Here is a 21,999-nt window from a genome sequence, read left to right on the forward strand (position 1 = left end):
CACCGAGCGAATAAGCTTGGTTTAACTTGTAAATAATTAAAATCTGCCGAAGCAGAACCAGTGTATGAGTAAGATATTTGTAGTTCTTAGTGTTGTGCTTATGGTGATCCTGTCAGGCTTTAAAGTGGCGGGGCAGCAGTTAAGAGTGGCAACCTATAATATCAGGTACGACAACCCCGGAGATGAAGGCAATTTGTGGAAGCAGCGCTTGCCCGTGATAGAGAACCTCATTCAATTTCATGATTTCGATATTTTCGGTGCACAGGAAGTGCTGGCTAATCAGTTACAGGATCTTGCTAAAAGCTTACCAGCTTACGGTTATATAGGTGTAGGAAGAGATGATGGTAAAGCTGCAGGTGAGTTTTCGCCGATTTTTTATAAGAAAGACAAATTTAAACTACTAAAACAAGGCACCTTCTGGCTTTCCGAAGTAACAGACCGCCCGAACAAAGGTTGGGACGCTGCTTTACCAAGAGTTTGTACCTGGGGGCAATTTCAGGATGTAAAATCCGGACTTACATTTTTCCTGTTCAACACCCATTTCGATCACAGAGGTGTAAAAGCACGCAGCGAAAGTGCTAAGCTGATACTGGAAAAAATCAAAACGATGGCAGGTACTTCGCCAGTGATTTTGACAGGTGATTTTAATATAGACCAGAACAATGAAGGGTATAAGCTACTGCAGAACTCAGATCTGTTAGAAGATGCTTATGAAATTACACCTGTGCGATATGCTTCCACAGGCACTTTTAACGGATTTAATGCAAATACAAAAACAGAAAGTCGCATAGATCATATTTTTGTTAGTAACAAGTTTAAAGTAAAAAGATACGGAATATTAACCGACAGCTATAGGGGAGAGGCAAAACCGGGCCAGGAGGCAAAGCGTGAAGATTCAGGTAATTTCCCGAATGAAGTTGCCTTGCATAAATATGAAGCCAAAATGCCATCAGATCATTTTCCCGTTATGGTAGAGCTGTCTTTTTAAAAGAAATATAATAAAAGAGGCAATAATAATGCTTTAAACTTAGATTAAGGTTATAACTTTAAAGCAGATTATTTTAAGATTAGTAATAAATAAGGAAGAATTTATGCGCGATTCAACAGTGTTGGGTATAGATATTGGAGGTTCACATATAACAGCGGCTCTGGTAAACTTAAATACATATTCACTTCTGGAAGAAAGTTGTGAAAGAAAAGAAATAAATACAGGGGGTAAAGCAGCCGATATTATAAACGATTGGTGTGAGGTAATTCGAAAAGTTATAGAAAACAACGCATCATTTTGTGGTAAAATCGGTATTGCCATGCCGGGGCCTTTCGATTATAAAGCAGGCATATCGCTTATCAATGGCCAGAACAAGTATGATGCTTTATATAAACTTAATGTAAAAGAGCTGCTTTCTGAGAAGCTGGCTATCAGTTCTGAAAACATTAGTTTCTCTAATGATGCTGAGTCATTCTTACAGGGAGAAGTGGTATGCGGCATAGCGCGTGGCTACAAAAAAGTACTGGGGTTAACACTGGGTACAGGTCTTGGATCGGCTAAAAGTGACGATGGTATAGTAGAGGATGCCGATCTCTGGAATACACCTTTTAAAGATGGAATTGCTGAAGATTATTTGTCTACCAGGTGGTTTTTAAGAAGAAGTACAGAACTGACAGGGAAGCATTTTGCAGGTGTAAAAGAAATTTCAGAAGCAGTAACTGTTAGTCCTGCCCTGCAACAGGTTTTTGCTGAATTCGGAGAAAATATGGGTGCCTTTCTAACGTTGTTTATTCAGAGGGAGAATCCTGAGTTAGTCGTGTTAGGCGGCAATATTTCGAAGGCGCACAGTCTATTTTTCCCGGCTATGGAAAGCTACCTTACACAGGCGGGAATATTCGTTCCGATCCGAATTGCCGAATTAGGGGAAGAAGCACCTTTAGTTGGAGCAGCCAGTAGCTGGATTCGAAACAAGGTATTATCTTCATAAATAATTTATGACGCGCTTGAGCTAAAACGGTTTATTATTTAACAAGCGTTTATCTGAAAAGGAAGAGTTTTTTATTGTGTTTTTTTAAAGTTAGATTAGGTGAGTAGAGAGGTACAGCATTTCTCCTCCGGGAGAAATGCTTACTTCTTACCTGATAAGCTCCTGGCACTGTCATAAATGCTCAAATTCGGAGTTTTAACATTGTTTTAAAGGCATAATAAATTTTAATTGCTATATTTAATAATGATTTTTCAATCAGTTGATAAACAATTAATTAAAACTGTAGCATGATTAGTTGGTCCATGCCTGAAGCTATACCCATAGCATTCATAATGACTAAAGAAGCTGCTTAGATTTTTACATGTATGAAAAAAACAATTACATCGGCTTTCTATCTGATGATATTAGCCTTGGGAGTGATTACCCACGGACAGGCACAGGACAGGAAGCAGAGCAGGGAAAACAGATGGACTTATATAGGAGACTATATCAGCAAAGACTCTGTTACCCGAGGGCCTTACACGCTGGTCTTTATTAACAAGGATTCTCTGTTTCACCAGAACGGAGCCGACATCAAGAAAAAGATGATAGATGCTTTCTTTACTGTATATCCACAGGAAGCCAAGCGCTTTAATCCTAACACAGCCCGAAAAGTTACTTTTGTAATAGATCCCGGATACCAGGGAGTTGCTGCTGCCAGTTCAGGCATTATCCGGTATAGCCCTAAATGGATGCTGGAACACCCGGGCGATATTGATGTGGTAACGCATGAGGCTTTTCATATTGTGCAGGCTTATAAAGGAGGTGCCGGTCCGGGGTGGTTAACAGAAGGTATAACCGATTATGTAAGGTATAAATATGGTGTAGATAACGCAGGGGCCAACTGGTCTTTGCCGGAACTGAAGCCGGAGCATAGTTACACAAACAGCTACCGCATAACAGGCCGTTTCCTGGCCTGGCTGGAGAAAAACATTAACGCAAAGATTGTGGACAACCTCGACTCTGCTATGAGATCAGGTACTTATACACCGGAAACATGGGTAAAACTAACTGGTAAAACAGTAGACGAACTGTGGCAGGTGTATGCGCAGAATCCGGCTTTATAGTATAAAATAAGAACCTATTCAACTTTCTAATTATAAAAACGCAGTATGTTAAAAACAAGACTTTTTCCTATTGCACTGGCCTTAGCCTGGGTATGTGGAGCAAGTTCGGCCTTTGCACAAGTTAGTGCAAGCCAGTCGAAGCCGCTTCCGCTGAACGACCTGTCTCAGTTCAGAGACCCGGGCAAAAGCTGGAGTGTAGCAGGCGATGTAACCGCAAACCTGGAGAAAACAAACGTAATAAGTACCTCCGGCGGATCAGGTGTGCTGGTGAATAACCCTACTAAAAAGAACAAAGGTGCAGACCTGCTCACAGTGCAGGAGTATGGCGATGTAGACCTGGAGCTTGATTTTATGATGGCCAAAGGCGCTAACTCTGGTGTTTACCTGCAGGGACGTTATGAAATTCAACTGGAAGACAGTTGGGAAAACAAGAAAGCTACTTACGGTAGCAACGGTGGCATTTATCAGCGTTGGGACGACAAAAGACCTAACGGACAGCAAGGTTATGAGGGCTATGCGCCACGCCAGAATGTGAGCCGTGCGCCTGGTTTATGGCAGCACCTGCGCATTTCGTTTCAGGCACCACGTTTCGATGCCAGCGGTAAAAAAATAGAAAATGCCAAAATCCTCCGCGCTGAACTGAATGGCGTTACCATACATGAGAACGTAGAGCTAACCGGGCCAACCCGCGGCGCAATTGCAAACGATGAAAAACCAACAGGACCGCTGCGTTTCCAGGGAGACCACGGCGCAGTGGCTTTCCGCAACATCATAGTAAGCGAATTTAACAAACCCCGTCCTGAACTGGTGAACCTGAACTATGCTGTTTTTAAAGGTAAGTTCGAAAAAGAGCCGGACTATAATAGCTTGCCACCAGAGGCAAAAGGACCAATGACAATGCTGACCGGCGGAATAGAAAACCTGCCGAAGGATTACATTATCCGCTATACCGGAACTTTAAAAGTGCGGGAGCCAGGCGATTATTATTTCAACCTGAATACGGCTAACGGAAGAGGCCAGATGAAAATCGGGGATAAAGTGAATCTTCCGATGGGAGGCCGCAACGCCATGGGAAGAGCTACTTTGGCTGCAGGCGACTATCCTTTCGAAATGGTATACCAGAAAATGGTAGAGTGGGGCAAGCCTGCCTTTGGCATTAACATTATGGGTCCGGGTATTCGTGCCTTTATTCTGGGCGATGCCATAGATGCCAGTGCCAACGGAAATACACCAGCCGGTCCTATTTTGGTAGATGCACCAGCTAATACAATTCTGCGCAGCTTTATGGACCTTCCTGCTCCTACTGGTAACGGGCCTTCTGCCAAGGTAGTGCATGCTGTATCGGTAGGTAGTCCGGAGCAGGTGCACTATACCTACGACCAGGATAATGGCAACCTTGTACAGGTATGGCGTGGCGGTTTTCTGGATGCAACACCTATGTGGTACAACCGTGGTAACGGTACTTCCCGTCCGCTCGGCACAGTACAATATCTGGGCAAACCATCTTTCACCATTGCAAAACTAAGTTCCGGTAATGCTGCCTGGGTAGCCGATACAGCAGGTACAGGCTTCCGTCCGAAAGGCTATGTGCTGGATCAGCAGGATCAGCCAACCTTTAAGTATTTAGTGTATGGCACTTCGGTTGAAGATCAGGTAAGAGTGCTGGAGAACGGCCAGGGAATCCGCCGATCCATAGCGGTTCAGAATCCTTCAGGTGACCTTTACGCCAAACTGGCCGAAGGTAATACCATAGAGGCTGTTTCCAAAGAAATGTATGTGATCGACGGTAAATCATATTACCTGCGTGTAGACGATGCCGGAGGCGCAAAGCCAGTGGTGCGTGATTCCAATGGCAAGAAAGAGCTGATTGTACCGGTAAAGGGCAAGCTAAGCTATTCTATTCTTTTCTAACCTTTGATCTTTTTAGTAATGAAATACACATTTAAAAAATATATCTCTGGTGCTGCGCTGCGTGTGTTGCTTGCCTCTGCTATACTGGCAGGTTCGGGAGCAGCTGCAGTGGCACAGGAGTCACCCAAAGAAGAAGACTTTTTCAGGATTACCGGGGTTAGCACACCCGAAAACGTATTGCTGGAAGTAGGTGGCATGACCATTATGCCGAATGGAGAACTTGCCATTTCTACACGTAGAGGCGATGTTTTCATTGTTGAAAACCCTACCAGTGCAAGACCTTATTTCAGGAAATTTGCCAGCGGACTGCACGAGATATTGGGTCTGGCTTACAAAGACGGCGCTCTGTACTGTGCACAGCGTGGAGAGTTAACCAAGCTGGTTGATACCGATAAAGATGGAAAAGCCGATGTGTACGAGACCGTACATAACTGGCCGCTTTCAGGCCACTACCACGAGTATAGCTTTGGTCCTAAAATAGCCCCTGACGGAACATTCTTTGTGTCTGGTAACGTGGCCTTTGGCGATGAACAATGGTACCGTGGCGAAAGCCGCGTGCCGTGGAGAGGTTGGGTGATGAACATTAACGAAGCCGGTCAGCTGCAGCCATTTGCAACCGGAGTACGTTCTCCTGCCGGTTTGGGCATCATAGATGGGCAGCTTTTCTATACCGATAACCAGGGCGACTGGATTGGCTCAGGTGGTTTATGGCATGTAACCAAAGGGTCTTTTATGGGCCACCCTGCCGGGCTGCGCTGGACAAACCTGCCAAACTCACCGCTCAAGCTAACTAAAGATCAGCAGAATGCGGTGGTAGATGGCCGTGAGATCAAGAACGAAGAAGGCCGCTACATTAAACCGGAAAACATTGTTAACGAAAAGTTTGTTACTCTTTTCGAGGCAAAAGAAAAGATTCCGGAGCTGAAATTGCCGGCTGTATGGTTACCCCATGGTATACTTGGCGTGTCGAACTCTGAACCAATCATGATTCCGGAAGGCAGTTTTGGGCCTTTTGAGGGGCAGGTGCTGGTAGGTGACCAGGGCATGAGCCTTATATCCCGTGTGTTCCTGGAGAAAGTGAACGGGGAGTACCAGGGAGCTTCTTTCCTTTTCAGAAGCGGTTTCCAGTCAGGTGTGCTTCGCATGGCCTGGGCTAAAGACGGTTCTCTGTTTGTAGGTGAGACAAACCGTGGCTGGGGCTCGGCTGGTGATGAGAACCAGGGGCTGCAGCGCCTGATCTGGAACAACAACGTGCCTTTCGAAATGCGCGCTGTACGTGCCATGCCTGATGGTTTCGAGATTGAGTTCACAAAGCCTGTTGATATGAAGTCTGCGCAGGACATTGCGTCTTATTCTGTCTCCAGCTTTATCTACAAATATCATCCGGTATATGGAAGTCCTCCTGTAAGCTCAGAGGAGAATCCTATCAAAGGAGTGAAAGTATCAGCCGATGGTATGAAAGCCCGCATTATTGTAGACAACTTACGTCGTTACCACATCCACAACATTACGTTGGAAGGCGTGCGTGATCGTGAAGGATCTTATTCACTTGTTCACCCTACGGCATACTATACGCTCAACAATATTCCTACAGGTCAGAAACTTTCGATGAGCGAGGTAAGCACTACCAACTCGGCTGCACCGACAGCAAAAGGAGCGCCAGCAAAAGCAACTACTGCTAAAGCGAGCCAGTCTGCTGCCCCTGCGAAAACCACCACAACTGCTGCAAAGCCTGCCGCAACTAAAAGCACGGCAGCTTCTGCTAAAGCCCCTACCTATGCAGAGGTAAAAGGCCTGTTATCTAAGTATACCTGCCTTGCCTGCCATAGCGAGAATAAAAAGCAGATCGGGCCGGCTTATGTAGATGTTGCCAAGCGCAAATATTCTGACAAAAAAATTGTAGAACTGATTCATAATCCGAAGCCTGAAAACTGGCCTGACTATGCAACAGAGATGCCGCCAATGCCACAGGTGCCCGATGCCGATGCACTTAAAATTGCAAGGTGGATAAATTCTTTGGCTAAATAAACATGTGTTTATCAAAGAAGATAGCAGCGGTAAAATCAGTTTCTGCTGATTCTGCCGCTGCTATTTTCTTTTAAGTACCCGACAGGTATTTGTTTTAAAACGTTTTAACGACTTAATCTTTACATGAGAAAAATAACAACATTAGTGGCTATGGCTGCTACCGTATGGATGACTTTCGGCTGTGCCTCTAAAAGTGGCAATTCAACTGCGAAGGCAGAAAACGCACTCACAAAGAAAGAACAGAAAGAAGGCTGGGTGCTGCTATTCGATGGGCAGAGCATGGAAAACTGGAAAGGATTTAAAAAAGACGAGGTGCCCGCTGCCTGGCAGGTGGAAGATGGCGCTATTGTACTGTCCGGGAAAGGGGGCGGTGATATCCTGACAAAGAACGAGTACGAGAACTTTGAACTGATGCTGGACTGGAAAATATCCGAAGGCGGTAACAGTGGAATTTTCTTCAATGTTTCGGAAGATCCTAAGTTCCGCTATACCTGGCAAACTGGTCCGGAAATGCAGATTATCGACGATGAGCGCCACCCGGATGCTAAGCAGGGAAAGGACAACAATCGCCAGGCCGGTACTAACTACGATATGCACCCGCTTACAACGCCAGCTGTAAATCCGGTAGGAGAATATAACACAGTGCGTTTAATCGTGAAAGACGGCCATGTAGAACATTATTTGAATGGAAAAAAAGTAGTAGACTATACGCTTTGGAGCCCGGAGTGGGAAAGCATGGTAAAAGGCAGCAAATTTGCCAGTATGCCAGATTATGGCCGATACAAAAAAGGACATATTGCGCTGCAGGACCACGGTGATAAAGTATGGTTCAAGAATATCAAGATCAGGCCACTGTAATAAATTTTTCTGCTTTCACCATACCCCAGGCTTAGCTATGAAACCCGGATATCTTTCTTCAGCTTTCTTTTTCCTCTTTGCTTTTACCGTACAGGCACAACAGAACTATACACTTCTGTCTCCTGATAAGAAAACAGAAGTCCGCTTATCAGTGTCCGATAGTGTGTATTACGAAGTGCTGGCCGATGCCAAACAACTCATTAACTCATCGGCTATTGGCATAAGTGCCGATTATGTAAAAGACAACTCCTGGAAAGTAGCGAAAGAAAAGAGACGTTCTGTTAATCAGAGCCTGAAGCCTGTGGTATGGCAGAAAACAAATGAAATAGAAGATAATTATAACGAGCTCCGCCTCGACTTTAAAAATAACCTTTCGCTTGAATGGCGGGCTTTTAACAATGGGGTTGCCTGGCGCTGGATTAGCAGCAAAAAAGGAAACAGTAAAATAAGTGCCGAGACAGCTAACGTTAATTTTGCAAAGGGAGGAAAAGCCTGGTATCCGCTGGAAGATGGCTTCTTCTCACATAATGAGCGGCTGTACCGTCAGTTGCCACTGGATAGCATTGGCGGGAAGCAATTAGCCAGTCTGCCTGCTCTTTTCCAGGTGCAGGGAATGAAGGTGCTGCTTACCGAATCTGATTTGCTGAACTATGCCGGTATGTGGTTGCGGGGGAACAGCAAAGGAGGAGTGAAAGGCGTCTTTCCTTACTATCCAAAGAAAAAAGAACTCAGAGGCGACCGAAATGAAATTGTGAGCGAGCGGGAAAACTATATCGCCAGCTTTGGCGCTGCACAGGCGCTGCCATGGCGCGTGCTGATGGTGGCAAGAGATGATAAAGAACTGCTCGCAAACCAGTTGGTGTATCAGCTGGCCACTCCATCGAAAGGCGACTATAGTTGGGTGAGGCCAGGTAAAGTATCTTGGGACTGGTGGAATGATAACAACATTACCGGCGTAGATTTCAGGGCTGGTATCAACAACGATACCTATAAGTATTACATCGATTTTGCATCCAGATATGGAATAGAATATGTGATCTTAGACGAGGGGTGGAGCGATACACGTGATCTTTTAAAGGTGAACCCGGATATTAATGTTCCTGAGCTTACAGCTTATGCCAGGAGCAAAAATGTAGGAATTGTACTATGGGCTAGCTGGCTGCCACTGGACCAGAACCTGGAAACGGTACTGGATCAGTTTATGAAATGGCATGTGAAAGGCATTAAAGTTGATTTTATGCAGCGCGACGACCAGCCCATGGTTAACTATTACGTGCGTGTAGCGGAGGCTGCGGCAAAGCGCAGCATGCTGGTCGATTTTCATGGCGCTTATAAACCCACAGGCTTGTCGCGCACTTATCCGAATGTACTTTCTTATGAAGGTGTGTTTGGGCTGGAGCAGTCGAAAGGCGGCAGCGTAGATCCGGAGCATAATGTAACAATTCCTTTTATTCGAATGGTGGCCGGACCAATGGATTATACGCCAGGTGCCATGCTCAATGCTCAGAAAGATGCTTACAAACCTGTGTGGTCGAAGCCCATGAGCATGGGGACCCGCTGTCATCAGCTGGCTATGTTTGTAGTATATGAGAGTCCGCTGCAGATGCTTGCCGATAATCCTTCGCATTACTATAAAGAGCCTGAGGCAATGGAACTGCTGGGGCCGGTGCCGTCGGAGTGGGAGGCAACAGTTCCGCTAGAGGCACAGGTGGGAGACTATGTTCTGGTTGCCCGCAGAGCTAAAAGCGGCGATTGGTATGTTGGCGGCATGACGGACTGGACAGCCAGAGAAGTAAAGGTAAACCTTTCTTTCCTGGGTGAAGGGGAGTATAAAATGCAGGTCTGGCGCGATGGCATCAATGCTGACCGCAATGCACAGGATTTTAAAATGGAATCTTTTACAGTAGATAAAAACACCAACCTGGTTGCTAAAATGGCAAAAGGTGGTGGTTGGGTAGCACGTATTACAAAAGCTAACTAGGCTTTCACAAAGCTTAACAAATGAAATACAGTTCTCTTGTCATATTCGTATTCTTTGCTTTTTCCTGTACTTCTGTAAAGCCAACAGGTAGCTTGCCTGCTGCGCAACAACCCGCAGACCTGGTAAATGTGTTTCTAGGCTCTTCCGGTGACCACGGGCAGCTTTCTCCGGCAGCCTCTTATCCATTTAGCATGATGAGCATCGGTCCTCAAACCTATCCTACCACACACATGGGGTATGAGTACCTGGCTAAAAAGTTTTTGGGTTTTACCCATAATCGTTTTGAGGGGGTGGGATGTGAAGGCAGTGGCGGTAATATTCTGGTGAAGCCATTCCTGGGTGATTCGCCAGAGCAGACAGAGTTGCTGAAAACAGAAGAATCGGCCGGCCCGGGTTACTATGGCGTTGGCTTCTCCAATCATATAAAAGCCGAATTTACGGTTTACAAACGCAATGGGAGGCATCGCTATCGTTTCCCGGCAGGTAAAAAAGGCCTTTCCATAGATCTTGGCCATGCTTTTGTAAACCGTTTTGTTGCAGAAGAACATACCACTGAGGGTGCTATGCTGAGTGGCTGGATCGATTCTAAAACCACCTGCAGTGCCGGTACCTACAGGCTGTACTATAGTATAAAGTTTGATCAGCCTGTGAAATGGGCAAGGATAAGCGAACATAAATTAATCGCCATGCCTGACACCGATCAGCAGGTAGTAGAACTGGAGATAGCTTTCTCCTCTGTCGATGTCGCGCATGCCCAAGCTGCTCTCGGAGCAGGTTCATTTGATCAGTTAAGGCAGTACAGCTCAGCCGACTGGAATCAGCATCTTGGCAACATCCAGGTAAAAGGAGACACTGAAAGGGAAAAACTGTTTTATTCTTTACTGTACAGAGCACTTCAATCGCCTTATGTGGTTTCGGAAGAAGATGGTAAATACCGCGCCATCGACGGCTCTTTGCAAACTACAAAGGCAACTGTTTATAACGGCTGGGCCATTTGGGATAACTATAAAACACAACTGCCTCTTTTGTCCATTGCTTACCCGGAACAGTTCCAGGATATTGCCGCCTCCATTGCGAATCTTTACCCTTATGGAAAGAAGGATTTTGCTACGGCACATGAACCTTCCAATACCGTCAGAACAGAACATGCCATTGTTGCCTTGTTAGATGCGCATCGGAAAGGTTACCAGATTGATTTTGAGCACATATTAGATAAACTGATCGGGGAAGTAGACAACCTGGATTATTCTAAACCCGACCGGGCCCTGGAATCTTCTTACGATGCCTGGGCTTTGTCTCAAATTCTGGCAGAACTGAAGAAGCCTGACTTAAGTGAAAAGTACAGGCAAAAGGCACTTGAATACAAGCAGCATTGGAACAAAGATTTTAAAGACCTTAGCCGGAACGATGTAAACAGAATGTCGGCTCGTGGCATGTACCAGGGCACGATCTGGCAGTACCGCTGGTCGGTGCCTTTCGATGTGAAAGGACTTATCGGGCTGACTGGGGGCGAGCAGGCCTATATCAGCCAACTGGATGAGTTCTTTGGGAACGACTACCATAACCGCGCCAACGAGCCTGATTTGCAAGTACCTTCTATGTACAATGCCTCTTCTGAACCCTGGAAATCGCAGGCGCTGATGCATCATTTAGCGGTAGATACGGTGGTGCAGCATTATTTTAACGACAACAGCAGAGGGATTGGCTCCTTTGTAGACGTCATATTTAAGAATGAACCGAAGGCTTATATCAGAACCATGGACGATGATGCCGGAGCTATGTCGTCGTGGTTTGCTTTTGCTGCCATAGGGCTGCATCCGGCCTGCCCGGGCTGGGCGGTATATTACCTGCACGTGCCGCTGTTTGAGTCGGTGGAGATTAAGTTGCCAGGTGGGAAAGCGTTTACAGTGCAGGTAGAGAACTTCAGCGACAAGAATTTTTATGTTGCATCAGCAACTTTAAATGGGAAGGACCTCGGCAGAAACTGGCTGACGCATCAGGAGATCGCCGGAGGGGGCAAATTAGTTATTACTGCTTCTGCCACACCAAATATAAAGTGGGGCGTGGAAAACAGGTGGGTATCAGACATAGAGAAATAAAGGAAAAAATTGAATGCTATGCAGGAACGGAGTCTTGTAAAGGTATTAGAAAAGTAATTTTATAAGTTATTAGTAAACCGTTTTAGTATCAAATAAAGATACTGTTGTTGATATGATGGCATAGTCCAGTATAAAAATATTTACACAATCAATTATTAAATAAATCAGCTTATGAAAAATGTCGCAAATAAAGATGTAAGAGGGCCTTAGCGTTTCCGGGTAACTCATATAATACACACATAAATAAATTAAAATTTAAAATCAGGAATTATATGAATACACTTCTAAAATACGCTATAGCGCTTGCGCTATTCCTTTGCTGCTACCAAAAGTCAGCAGCACAAATTACCGATATTACCAATGATGGCGGAAAACTTTCCGTACAGCATGAACTTAACAACAGCTCTGAAAACTTTCAAAAACTTATTGATAATAACATCCACACCAAATACTACATTAAAAAGCAGCAAAAGGCCTGGATTATTTATCAACCTGTTACTCCCACTCTTTTAAGCAGCTATACGCTTACCTCCGCAACCGATAATGCAGGTCGTGATCCGAAGAACTGGTTATTGGAAGGCTCTCTGAACGGCACCGACTGGACTATGCTGGATACACAGCAGAACCAAACATTTGCAAAACGTACACAGACCAGAACATTTAGTCTTGGTACTACAATCGCTTACAAATACTACCGATTAAACATAACCGCAAACAATGGCGATAACTCTATACAACTGGCAGAATGGGAGCTATGGGGCGTAGCGGTACCTGAGGCTCCTGCAAATTTAACCGCCGAAGCACAATCGACCGAAGCCATTTCTTTAGCCTGGGGCGATGCTTCAGCTGATGAGGCAGGTTTCGAAATCAACTTGTCGGCTGACGGAATTTCTTACTCTCCTGTAGCTACAGTAGGGGCAGGCGTAACCACTTATCTGCAGGAAAAGCTCTCTCCCGGAACAACCTATTATTTTAAGGTAAGAGCAATAGGTGCAACCGGCAACTCAAACTTTTCTAATGTGGCCAAAGCGGCAACTGAAGCCATACCGGAAGATATAACCAACAACGGCGGTGTCATATCCTCCCAGTATAGCAGCAGAGTTGCTTCAGAAAATTACGATAAGCTGATAGACGATAATGTGAATACAAAATATTTCCAGAATGGCCAGAAAGCGCTGTGGGTTCAGTACCAATCAGCTTATGCCGCTGTGCTGGAGTATTATGCCATTACTTCAGCTAACGATTCTCCTGATCGCGATCCCAGAAGCTGGAACTTACAGGGTTCGATAGATGGAGAAAACTGGATCACGCTGGACACCCAGAGCAACCAAAGCTTTGCCAGCCGCTTCGAAACAAAAACCTATCCCCTCAGTACCACTGCGGCTTACATGTATTACCGGCTAAACATTACAGCTAACAACGGCTCGGTAGACAGCCAGTTTGCTGAGTGGGTGTTATGGGGTAAAAAATCCAGTCAGCAGCCGCCTGCAGCTCCGGGAAATGTAACGGCAACTGCCCTTTCTGACAGACAGGTAAAGCTAACCTGGGCAGATAATTCTGATGACGAAGAAAGCTTTAGGATAAGTCGTTCTGCTGACGGAGCTACCTTCTTTACTGTGGCTACAGGAGGGGCAAATCAAACCTCTTTTACGGATCAGAACTTAAGTGCCGGCACTACCTATTCTTATAGGATTTATGCCATAAATGCCGGTGGGCTTAACTACGCCAGCTCTCCTGTCGTTACCACGCAACCACTGCAAACATTGGCTGATATCACCGATTTTGAAGGCGGTGTGATTTCCGACCAGTACAATACAGCTGGTGCTGAAGGGATAGCGAAACTCACGGACAATAACCTATACACGAAATACCTGACTTTTAACCGCACCACCTGGATGCAATTTTATGTGCCCGAAGGAGCCGTTGTTTCTCAATATGCACTTACTTCGGCAAACGATGCTCCTGAGCGCGACCCCACAGCCTGGAGGCTGGAAGGCTCTAACGATGGTGCTAACTGGACAACACTACATGAGTTGCGTAACCAGCTATTTCCAAGCAGACATAGAACGCTGACTTACGGTTTCGAAAATTCAACAGCTTATACCTACTACCGCTTACATGTTACGGCTAACAGAGGTGCCAGTATAGTGCAGGTAGCAGAGCTACAGTTGTTTGGTACGGGAGCAGGAAGCCCAAGCACTGAAGCACCTGGTGTGCCTGCTAATTTTACAGCTACAGCAGTAACCGATAACCAGATTATCATCACCTGGAACGACAACTCCTTGAATGAAACCGGTTATCGGCTGGAGAGGTCTGCAGATGGGAGTAACTGGGACTGGCATACCGCAATAGATGCCAATAATACCCGCTACCATTCCTTCTCGCTGGCAGGTAATACAACCTATTATTATCGGTTAAGGGCAGAGGGCGTGCAAGGTAATTCTGACTTTACGGCTGTTGTTTCTGCCACAACTCCATCGGCTACGGCACCTGCAACCTGGCAGGAACATTGGTTCGATCATAACAAGGTGGTATCGCTTGTTTACGAAAACCCGGATCTGAACCTTTATTTCGATGAAAACATGGACAACTCGGCAGAGTGGATGAAAACCACGTTTACAGATGTATGGAAGTATACCCGCGAAACCTATGGCGGCTACAGTGATCCGAAGCTTTATGCTGTCATGCACCTGAACAGCTATTCCGGAGGCCATCCTGCTACAGTATTTGATCCCTCACACGATTACCGTAACGTAATTGATATGGGACAGAGCGGCACCTGGTCCCAGGGACCTACAGGCTGGAACCTGGATATACTGGTGCATGAAATCGGCCACATTGTAGAAGGATCTTCGAAAGGTGTGAAAGAATCACCTGCATTCGGTTTGTGGGGCGACAGCAAGTGGTGTGAGATTTTCCAGTACGATGTATACAAAGCCCTGGAGCTGACCACCGAGAAAGAACGCTGGTTTAACACTTGTATGAATGCAACAGACAATTTCCCGAGAGCAGGTACACAGTGGTTCAAGAACTGGTTTTACCCGATCTATAATCAGTATGGTGAAAGCGAGGTATTAAACAACTATTACCAGCTGCTTTCAGAGTACTTCCCGCAATACAATGGCGCTTATACACGTGCCCTGAACTGGGGAGAGTTTATACACTTCTGGAGTGGTGCAGCCGGTGTAAATTTAAAGCAACAGGCAACGATAGCCTTTGGCTGGCCAGAAGAATGGGAGTTTCAGTTCAGGCAGGCCCAGGTAGATTTCCCGTTTACATATGCCGAGCCGGGGCAGGTACAGGCAACCACGACGGTTAGCGCCAAAGTAGAAAAAGCAGCTGGAATGCAGGTAGAGGTATGGCCTAATCCTGCTAACGGAAAACTGAATATTTTAATGCCTGTAAGGGATGAAGTGAACACAGTAGATATCTATACCATCACGGGAAGCAAGATCTATACAGGAAGAATGGAAGGAGGCGCTGCTGCTATTAATACAACTTCGTTTAAACCTGGTTTCTATATCCTGCATATTGGCGGGGCAAACGGTGTAGTATATAAGAAGAAAGTATTAATCAAATAAGCTGTTTTTGAATTAAAGCAGGTAGTGGTGCATCGTCCGGCTTGTGCGACGATGTACTACTGCCTTTTTTGCCGGAACTGCTAACAAGTGATCATGTTCTGAAATTCAACCAGATCAGGATTCATTCGAAGCATATTATAACCTGAAGAATATAAAGCGTATGACGAAAAATCTCATCTTTCTCCTGCTCTTTTTGCTTTGTAGCAGGTGGCTGTCAGCTGCTACACCTGATCTTGTACAGTATGTGAATACATTACAAGGCACCAATTCTACTTTCGACTTAACAAGGGGCAATACTTATCCTACAACTGCACTGCCCTTTGCCATGCATACCTGGACTCCGCAAACAGGCGTGAACGGGGACGGCTGGAAGTACCAGTACCACAAAGATTCCATCAGAGGATTTCAGCAAGCCCATCAGTGCAGCTCCTGGACCAACGACTATGCCGTTTTTTCTTTGATGCCTGTTACTGGCCAGCTTGCTGTGGACCAGTATAGCAGAGCGGCTGCATTTAAACATGAAAACGAAACTGCCAAGCCACACTATTACAAAGTAAAACTGGAGAACAACATCACCACCGAAATGTCGCCTACAGAGCGGGGCGTTCATATTCGGTTTACTTTCCCCAAAAACAAAGATGCTGCTTATGTAGTGCTGGATGGCTATACCGGTATGAGCCAGGTGCAGATCTGCCCGAAGGAAAGAAAAATAACAGGTTATGTGCACAACGGAAGAGGCTTGCAGAAGAATTTCAAAAACTACTTTGTTATTGTATTTGATAAACCGTTTGTTGCGCAGGGCACCTGGAAAAACAGGAACAAAGAAATCTCCCAGGATAAACTAGAGGATGAGGGAAGAGGAGTTGGTGCTTTTATACAATTCCGGAACGGTGAAGCAGTGCAGGCCAGAATTGCATCTTCCTACATCAGCCAGGAGCAGGCAGAACTGAACCTGGAAAAGGAACTTGGCAAACATAAAAAGCTGGAAGACACAAAAACTGCTGCTGCGAATACCTGGAATACACACCTGGCAAGGGTGATGGTAGAGGGAGGAACCGAAGAGGAGAAAGCCACTTTCTATTCTTGCTTTTTCAGGGCGAGCCTGTTCTCGCGCAAGTTCTTCGAGTATGACAGAAAAGGTGAACCATACTACTTTAGCCCCTACGACGGCAGAATTTACAGAGGCTATATGTATACCGACACCGGCTTCTGGGATACATTCAGAGCACAGTTCCCGCTGAACACCATTTTGCACCCAACCATGCACGGGCAGTATGTAAGCGCTATGCTGGATGCACAGGAGCAGTGTGGTTGGTTGCCGTCCTGGTCCTTCCCCGGAGAGGCCGGTAGTATGGTGGGGAACCATGCTATTTCGCTTTTTGCAGATGCCTGGGTAAAAGGTATCCGCACCTTTGATCCGGGAAAAGCACTGGACGCATACTATCATGAAGCAACCAACAAAGGCCCCTGGGGACCAGCTAACGGACGTGAGGGCTGGAAAGAATATTTCACGCTGGGCTTCGTGCCATACCCACAGGTAAGAGAAGCAACCGCAAAAACACTGGAATATGCGTACGATGATTTCTGCGGATACCAACTGGCTAAGGTAACAGATAATGCCTTCTACGAAAATGTATTTGGTAAGCAGATGTATAATTACAGGAACCTGTACGACCCTGCCACAAGGTTTATGAGAGGTAAAAAGGCGGACGGAGCATGGGTGGAAAATTTCGATCCCGTAGAATGGGGTGGTCCTTATACAGAGGGCAATGCCTGGCACTACCACTGGTCTGTTTTTCAGGATGTGCAGGGGCTGATTAACCTAATGGAGGGAGAGAAGAACTTCACGGCAAAGCTTGACTCTGTATTTACCGTTCCGAATACCGTAAAAGTAGGCACCTACGGCCGCATGATCCATGAAATGACAGAAATGGTAATGGCAGATATGGGGCAGTATGCGCACGGGAACCAGCCTATCCAGCACATGATTTACCTCTACAACTATGCACGTGAGCCCTGGAAAGCGCAGAAATGGGCACGCACCGTGATGGATAAATTGTATAGTTCAACAGAAGATGGCTACCCGGGTGATGAGGACCAGGGGCAGACTTCCTCCTGGTATGTGCTGAGTGCCCTAGGCTTTTATAGTGTAACACCGGGCACAGACCAGTATGTGTTTGGCAGCCCTGTTTTTGGCAAAGCAACTGTTACGCTGGAAAACGGAAAAAAATTTACGGTGGAAGCTGTAAATAATAGCAAGGATAATGTCTACATCCAATCAGCAACCCTGAATGGAAAACCCTATACCCGCAACTGGATCAGCCATGCAGATATAGTGAACGGAGGCATTTTACGCTTTGTCATGGGTAATAAACCTGCCCTGGACAGAGGCCAGCAGGAGGAGGATAAGCCCTTTTCGCTTTCAAAGCCGATCAAATAAGTAATTAATACCTTTCATATTTATGCTACTACACATGAAGAAATTTTTTTCCCTGCTCGCAGTGTGCCTGCTTTTAAACATAACACTCCAGGCACAGGAGCTACGGGCGCCAGCTTACCCTATTATCACACATAACCCATACCTGAGCATTTGGTCTTTCGGTGATAAACTGAACGAATCAAACACCAAACACTGGACAGGTACAGATCATGCACTGATCGGCATGGTAAAAGTGGACGGAAAAGTTTATCGTTTTCTGGGACAGGAGGCGGTTTCATATAAAACTGTGTTGCCCGCTTCGGATGAAGTAAGCTATAATTTCAGTTATACCGAATCTGAGCCGGCAGCAGGATGGATGAATCCTGCTTTTGATGACAGCAAGTGGAAAACAGGCGCTGCTCCCTTTGGGCATGACAAAGGACCTGTAAAGACGAACTGGGACAGCAATAATCTCTGGGCCAGGAGAACATTCACCTTGGATGATCCCAATTTAGATAAGCTGGTGTTAAAAATTAACTATGATGATAATGTAGAGGTATACTTAAACGGAGAAGAAGTTTACCGCCACACCGGCTGGACAGATAAACTACAGCACATTCCGTTGAAAGATGCTTTTGCAAAGAAGCTAAAGAAAGGGAAAAATGTACTGGCGATACATGTAGCAAATACAGCAGGCGGCTCTTGGCTGGATGCTGGTCTGGCAACAATCGAGAAATCAAAAGAACAAGCTGCTATTCTTGCTGCCAAACAAACAGCCGTTAAGCTGAATGCTACCCAAACTATTTACCAGTTTACCTGTGGTGCGGTAGATGTAACAGCTACGTTTACATCGCCGCTGCTGATGCAGAACCTCGACCTGCTGGCCCGCCCCGTTTCTTATGTTTCCGTTCAGGCTAAATCTAATGATAAGGCAACGCATGATGTGCAGCTTTACCTGGGAGCCTCAACAGACATAGCAGTTAATTCTCCAGAGCAAAAAGTAACTACAGAAAAGTATACAGCCAATAATCTTTCTATTCTGAAAGCAGGTACCCAGGAACAGCCTTTACTACAGAAAAAAGGAGACAACGTTCGCATCGACTGGGGCTATATGTATGTGGCTGTTCCAACTGCAGCTAAATCTTTGCAGTATATTGCACCGGTTGCCAATGCGCTGGCACCATTTACAGCATCCGCTAAGGTTACTGTGCCAGAAGTAAAGCAGGGGCAAAGCCTGATGCTGAACACCATTGTTCCTTTAGGTAAAGTAGGAAGTAAAGCGGTGGAGCAGGTGATGCTGCTTGGCTATGATGAACTGTTCTCGGTGCAGTATTTCCGCCAGAACCTGAAACCCTGGTGGAAGAAAGGTGAAGGGGCTACAATAGAGAAAGAATTGGCAAAGGCTGCAGCCGACTACAAAAAAGTAATAAAGCAATGTGAAGACTTTGATAAGCAAATGTACCAGGATGCGCTGAAAGCCGGCGGAAAAGCCTATGCCGATCTTTGTGCACTGGCTTATCGTCAGGCCATAGCGGCGCATACGCTGGTGGAGAGTCCGCAGGGAGAAATACTGTTTCTGTCGAAAGAGAATTTCAGCAATGGCTCCATCAATACCGTGGATGTAACGTATCCTTCTGCACCGCTTTTTCTTGTTTATAACCCTGATCTGATGAAAGGCATGCTGAATGGGATATTCTACTACAGCGAAAGCGGACAGTGGAAAAAGCCTTTCCCTGCACACGACCTGGGTACTTACCCGGTTGCAAACGGTCAGACTTATGGAGAAGATATGCCCGTGGAGGAAGCAGGTAACATGATTATCCTGACACAGGCCATTGCAGCAGCAGAAGGAAATGCAGCCTATGCCAATAAGCACTGGGAAACCTTAACTACCTGGGCAGAGTACCTGAAACAAAGCGGCTTCGATCCGGCAAATCAATTATCAACCGATGATTTTGCAGGCCACCTGGCACGTAATGCAAACCTCTCTGTAAAAGCAATTGTGGCACTGGCTTGTTATGGAAAGTTAGCTGGCGCATTAGGTAAAGGTGATGTAGAGAAACAGTATATTGCTTTGGCAAAAGACATGGCCCAGAAGTGGATGCCACTGGCAGCTGACGGCGATCACTATACGCTTGCTTTCGAGCAAAAAGGTACCTGGAGCCAGAAGTATAACCTGGTTTGGGATAAAATTTTGAACCTTCATATTTTCCCGGAGTCTGTAAGAAAAAAAGAGATGGCATTTTACCTGACGAAACAGCATAAGTTCGGTTTGCCATTGGATAGCCGTAAAACCTACACCAAATCCGACTGGATACTCTGGACCGCAACACTGGCTGATAATGATGCCGATTTTAAAGCTTTGGTAGAGCCTGTTTGGGATTATGCCAATGAGACACAGAGCAGGGTTCCGATCAGTGACTGGCATGAAACGACTGATGCCAATGTATTGAATTTCCGTGCCCGCTCCGTAGTGGGCGGATACTTTATAAAGCTGCTCGATGCGAAACTAAATAAGTAATACATGCGGCATACCCTCTTCCCAAAAGCATGAGGAGCTTTTGCCGGATGTGTGCAAGAAACAATAATGTGTTGTTTAACCCTGATTTTAGCCAAAGATAAATCTTGATTGGCTTCTATGGCAGATTGTGTAGAAGCCAATCAAGGTTCAGTTTATCATGTTGCTATCATTAGATTCAGTTTATGTAGAATAGATTGCAATTCTGATTTAATTCTCTTTTATTGTTAGTAGATTACAGGTACGGAACAGGGTAAAGATGGACTTATACTAAAACGGTTTATTAAAAAGCCACATTGCTTTAGAAGTATAAGAATTCATCATAATCCTGTTAAGTTAGAAATGAATTTAAAAAGCTTAAAACCATACTATATCGCTTATGAAGAGCAAAGCTTTGTTTTGCATGATACTCCAGGTTGCTGTTCTAGCTTCCTGTGCACAGAAAGAAACGCCACAGCAGGGTGCATCTGCAACGATGGCCAGTGAGCAGCAAAAGAAAACGTCTGGAAACCCTGTTTTCCCTGGATGGTATGCTGATCCGGAGGGAGTAATTTTCGGGAAGAATTACTGGATTTACCCAACTTATTCTGCGCCTTATGAAAAGCAGGTCTTTCTGGACGCTTTTTCTTCTACAGATCTGACAAACTGGCAAAAGCATGAGCGAATATTAGATACTACTAGTGTAAAGTGGGCAAATCGTGCCATGTGGGCTCCTTCTATTGTTGAAAAAGATAAAAAATACTATCTTTTTTTCGGAGCTAACGATATTCAGAGCGATAACGAGTTGGGTGGAATAGGAGTGGCTGTTTCTGATAAACCATCCGGGCCATTTGAAGACCACCTGGGAAAGCCTTTGATTGATAAATTTCATAATGGTGCTCAACCCATTGATCAGTTTGTTTTCAAAGACAAAGATGGGCAGTACTATATGTACTATGGTGGCTGGAGACATTGTAACGTGGCGAAGTTAAATAACGATTTCACAGGATTTATACCTTTTGAGGATGGAACCACTTTCAAGGAAGTTACCCCGGAAGGTTATGTGGAAGGACCCTTTATGTTTATGCGAGGGGGTAAATATTACTTTATGTGGTCAGAAGGCGGCTGGGGTGGACCAAATTACAGGGTGGCCTATGCTATGGCCGATTCTCCACTAGGTCCTTTCAAGCGCATCGATACTATTCTGCAGCAAGACCCGGAGGTGGCGACAGGAGCAGGCCATCATTCGGTTATGCATAACAAGGCAAAAGACCTATGGTACATTGTGTACCATAGAAAGCCATTAGAAAATCCCTCCAGAGACCATCGTGTTACATGTATCGACGAAATGAAATTTGATGCGAATGGAATGATAAAACCTGTAAAAATTACCATGGAAGGTGTGGCCCAGCAGAAGGTGAAGTAGTTTTCAGGTAAATCTAACTTACGATCCGTGGCATATAATGCGCGAGCTGAGAACTACCTGCACAAAGTTCAGAATGCTGTCTATAACATAGCATCTCCGGTGCTGGCTGGTGCTGCA

General features: G+C 45.6%; 12 protein-coding genes. All 12 read left to right on the forward strand.

The annotated features are described in order from the left end of the window. Nucleotides 1-64 precede the first annotated feature (64 nt). The 12 genes from C1N53_RS01490 (at nucleotide 65) to C1N53_RS01545 (ending at nucleotide 21,882) form a co-directional block, all read left to right on the forward strand. Nucleotides 65-988, forward strand: a complete 924-nt coding sequence (locus tag C1N53_RS01490; protein ID WP_137757640.1) for an endonuclease/exonuclease/phosphatase family protein — start codon at nucleotides 65-67, stop codon at nucleotides 986-988. Nucleotides 989-1,091: 103 nt separating this feature from the next. Further along, on the forward strand, nucleotides 1,092-1,976 hold the full coding sequence (locus C1N53_RS01495) for an ROK family protein (RefSeq protein ID WP_137757641.1): 885 nt from the start codon (nucleotides 1,092-1,094) through the stop codon (nucleotides 1,974-1,976). Nucleotides 1,977-2,341: 365 nt separating this feature from the next. Then, nucleotides 2,342-3,082, forward strand: a complete 741-nt coding sequence (locus C1N53_RS01500; RefSeq protein WP_206077605.1) for a basic secretory protein-like protein — start codon at nucleotides 2,342-2,344, stop codon at nucleotides 3,080-3,082. A gap of 45 nt (nucleotides 3,083-3,127) precedes the next feature. Then, nucleotides 3,128-4,993 carry a DUF1080 domain-containing protein gene (locus tag C1N53_RS01505; RefSeq protein WP_137757642.1) on the forward strand — a complete coding sequence of 622 codons (1,866 nt, stop codon included), beginning with the start codon at nucleotides 3,128-3,130 and terminating at the stop codon, nucleotides 4,991-4,993. An 18-nt stretch (nucleotides 4,994-5,011) separates the two neighbouring features. Further along, a complete protein-coding gene (locus tag C1N53_RS01510; RefSeq protein WP_137757643.1) occupies nucleotides 5,012-7,021 on the forward strand; it encodes a c-type cytochrome in 2,010 nt (669 codons plus the stop codon). A 123-nt stretch (nucleotides 7,022-7,144) separates the two neighbouring features. Then, nucleotides 7,145-7,879, forward strand: coding sequence for a DUF1080 domain-containing protein (locus tag C1N53_RS01515; protein WP_137757644.1), 735 nt, complete (start codon nucleotides 7,145-7,147; stop codon nucleotides 7,877-7,879). A gap of 37 nt (nucleotides 7,880-7,916) precedes the next feature. Beyond that, nucleotides 7,917-9,860, forward strand: a complete 1,944-nt coding sequence (locus C1N53_RS01520; protein ID WP_137757645.1) for a glycoside hydrolase family 97 protein — start codon at nucleotides 7,917-7,919, stop codon at nucleotides 9,858-9,860. 20 nt (nucleotides 9,861-9,880) lie between these two features. Then, nucleotides 9,881-11,959 carry a glycoside hydrolase domain-containing protein gene (locus tag C1N53_RS01525; protein ID WP_137757646.1) on the forward strand — a complete coding sequence of 693 codons (2,079 nt, stop codon included), beginning with the start codon at nucleotides 9,881-9,883 and terminating at the stop codon, nucleotides 11,957-11,959. Between the two features lie 272 nt (nucleotides 11,960-12,231). Then, a complete protein-coding gene (locus C1N53_RS01530; RefSeq protein ID WP_137757647.1) occupies nucleotides 12,232-15,540 on the forward strand; it encodes a fibronectin type III domain-containing protein in 3,309 nt (1,102 codons plus the stop codon). Between the two features lie 160 nt (nucleotides 15,541-15,700). Further along, nucleotides 15,701-17,980, forward strand: coding sequence for a GH92 family glycosyl hydrolase (locus tag C1N53_RS01535; RefSeq protein ID WP_137757648.1), 2,280 nt, complete (start codon nucleotides 15,701-15,703; stop codon nucleotides 17,978-17,980). 34 nt (nucleotides 17,981-18,014) lie between these two features. Continuing rightward, a complete protein-coding gene (locus C1N53_RS01540; RefSeq protein WP_137757649.1) occupies nucleotides 18,015-20,480 on the forward strand; it encodes a glutaminase family protein in 2,466 nt (821 codons plus the stop codon). Nucleotides 20,481-20,952: 472 nt separating this feature from the next. After that, complete coding sequence (locus tag C1N53_RS01545) at nucleotides 20,953-21,882, forward strand: glycoside hydrolase family 43 protein (protein WP_240773459.1); 930 nt, start codon at nucleotides 20,953-20,955, stop codon at nucleotides 21,880-21,882. Nucleotides 21,883-21,999 lie beyond the last annotated feature (117 nt).

The sequence above is a fragment of the Pontibacter sp. SGAir0037 genome, from assembly GCF_005491705.1.
Lineage (GTDB): Bacteria > Bacteroidota > Bacteroidia > Cytophagales > Hymenobacteraceae > Pontibacter.

Bases quoted from the DNA above. Each gene is read 5' to 3' on its own strand.
- C1N53_RS01490 (WP_137757640.1), top strand. From the start codon at position 65: ATGAGTAAGATATTTGTAGTTCTTAGTGTTGTGCTTATGGTGATCCTG.
- C1N53_RS01495 (WP_137757641.1), top strand. From the start codon at position 1,092: ATGCGCGATTCAACAGTGTTGGGTATAGATATTGGAGGTTCACATATA.
- C1N53_RS01500 (WP_206077605.1), top strand. From the start codon at position 2,342: ATGAAAAAAACAATTACATCGGCTTTCTATCTGATGATATTAGCCTTG.
- C1N53_RS01505 (WP_137757642.1), top strand. From the start codon at position 3,128: ATGTTAAAAACAAGACTTTTTCCTATTGCACTGGCCTTAGCCTGGGTA.
- C1N53_RS01510 (WP_137757643.1), top strand. From the start codon at position 5,012: ATGAAATACACATTTAAAAAATATATCTCTGGTGCTGCGCTGCGTGTG.
- C1N53_RS01515 (WP_137757644.1), top strand. From the start codon at position 7,145: ATGAGAAAAATAACAACATTAGTGGCTATGGCTGCTACCGTATGGATG.
- C1N53_RS01520 (WP_137757645.1), top strand. From the start codon at position 7,917: ATGAAACCCGGATATCTTTCTTCAGCTTTCTTTTTCCTCTTTGCTTTT.
- C1N53_RS01525 (WP_137757646.1), top strand. From the start codon at position 9,881: ATGAAATACAGTTCTCTTGTCATATTCGTATTCTTTGCTTTTTCCTGT.
- C1N53_RS01530 (WP_137757647.1), top strand. From the start codon at position 12,232: ATGAATACACTTCTAAAATACGCTATAGCGCTTGCGCTATTCCTTTGC.
- C1N53_RS01535 (WP_137757648.1), top strand. From the start codon at position 15,701: ATGACGAAAAATCTCATCTTTCTCCTGCTCTTTTTGCTTTGTAGCAGG.
- C1N53_RS01540 (WP_137757649.1), top strand. From the start codon at position 18,015: ATGAAGAAATTTTTTTCCCTGCTCGCAGTGTGCCTGCTTTTAAACATA.
- C1N53_RS01545 (WP_240773459.1), top strand. From the start codon at position 20,953: ATGGCCAGTGAGCAGCAAAAGAAAACGTCTGGAAACCCTGTTTTCCCT.